1 pseudogene is annotated in these 526 nt (G+C 45.8%); it reads left to right on the top strand.

Features of this window, described 5'->3' with window-relative positions:
- Nucleotides 1-286: pseudogene (locus ACTHUE_RS20065) on the top strand (NAD(P)H:quinone oxidoreductase); the annotation flags it as partial.
- Between the last annotated feature and the right edge of the window lie 240 nt (nt 287-526).

Raw genomic sequence — 526 nt, forward strand, 5'->3', positions numbered from 1 at the left:
CGTCGGCAAACCCGCCACCGTTTTCACCAGCACATCTTCACTGCACGGCGGCCAAGAAAGCACCCTGCTGACCATGATGCTGCCCCTGTTGCATCACGGCATGGTCATCAGCGGCATTCCATATACCGAGTCCGCGCTCAGCAATACCCAAAGCGGCGGCACGCCTTACGGCGCAAGCCATGTTTCCGGCTACGACAGCAAGCCGGCATTGACCTCCGAAGAAAACGATATTGCCTTTGCACAAGGTAAACGTTTGGCAGAATTGGCAAGAAAATTGGCAGACTGATTTTTTGTGATAAAAAGATTGAGGCCGTCTGAAAACCTGATGATGCGGGTTTTCAGACGGCCTTTTTAGTTAATTAGGGCTAGATTAAAAATAAATATTTTGAATTAAACGAACTACTTAGAAAATAGTGATTAGAACATAGTTTCATCGGACTACATCTTTTTGATAGAATCTGCCACCAAATTAAAACATCAGCTAACTGGAGAAGCTATGTCACTACCTGTATTCCCCTATGGCAAA

It is taken from the genome of Neisseria sp. P0021.S005, from assembly GCF_051956955.1.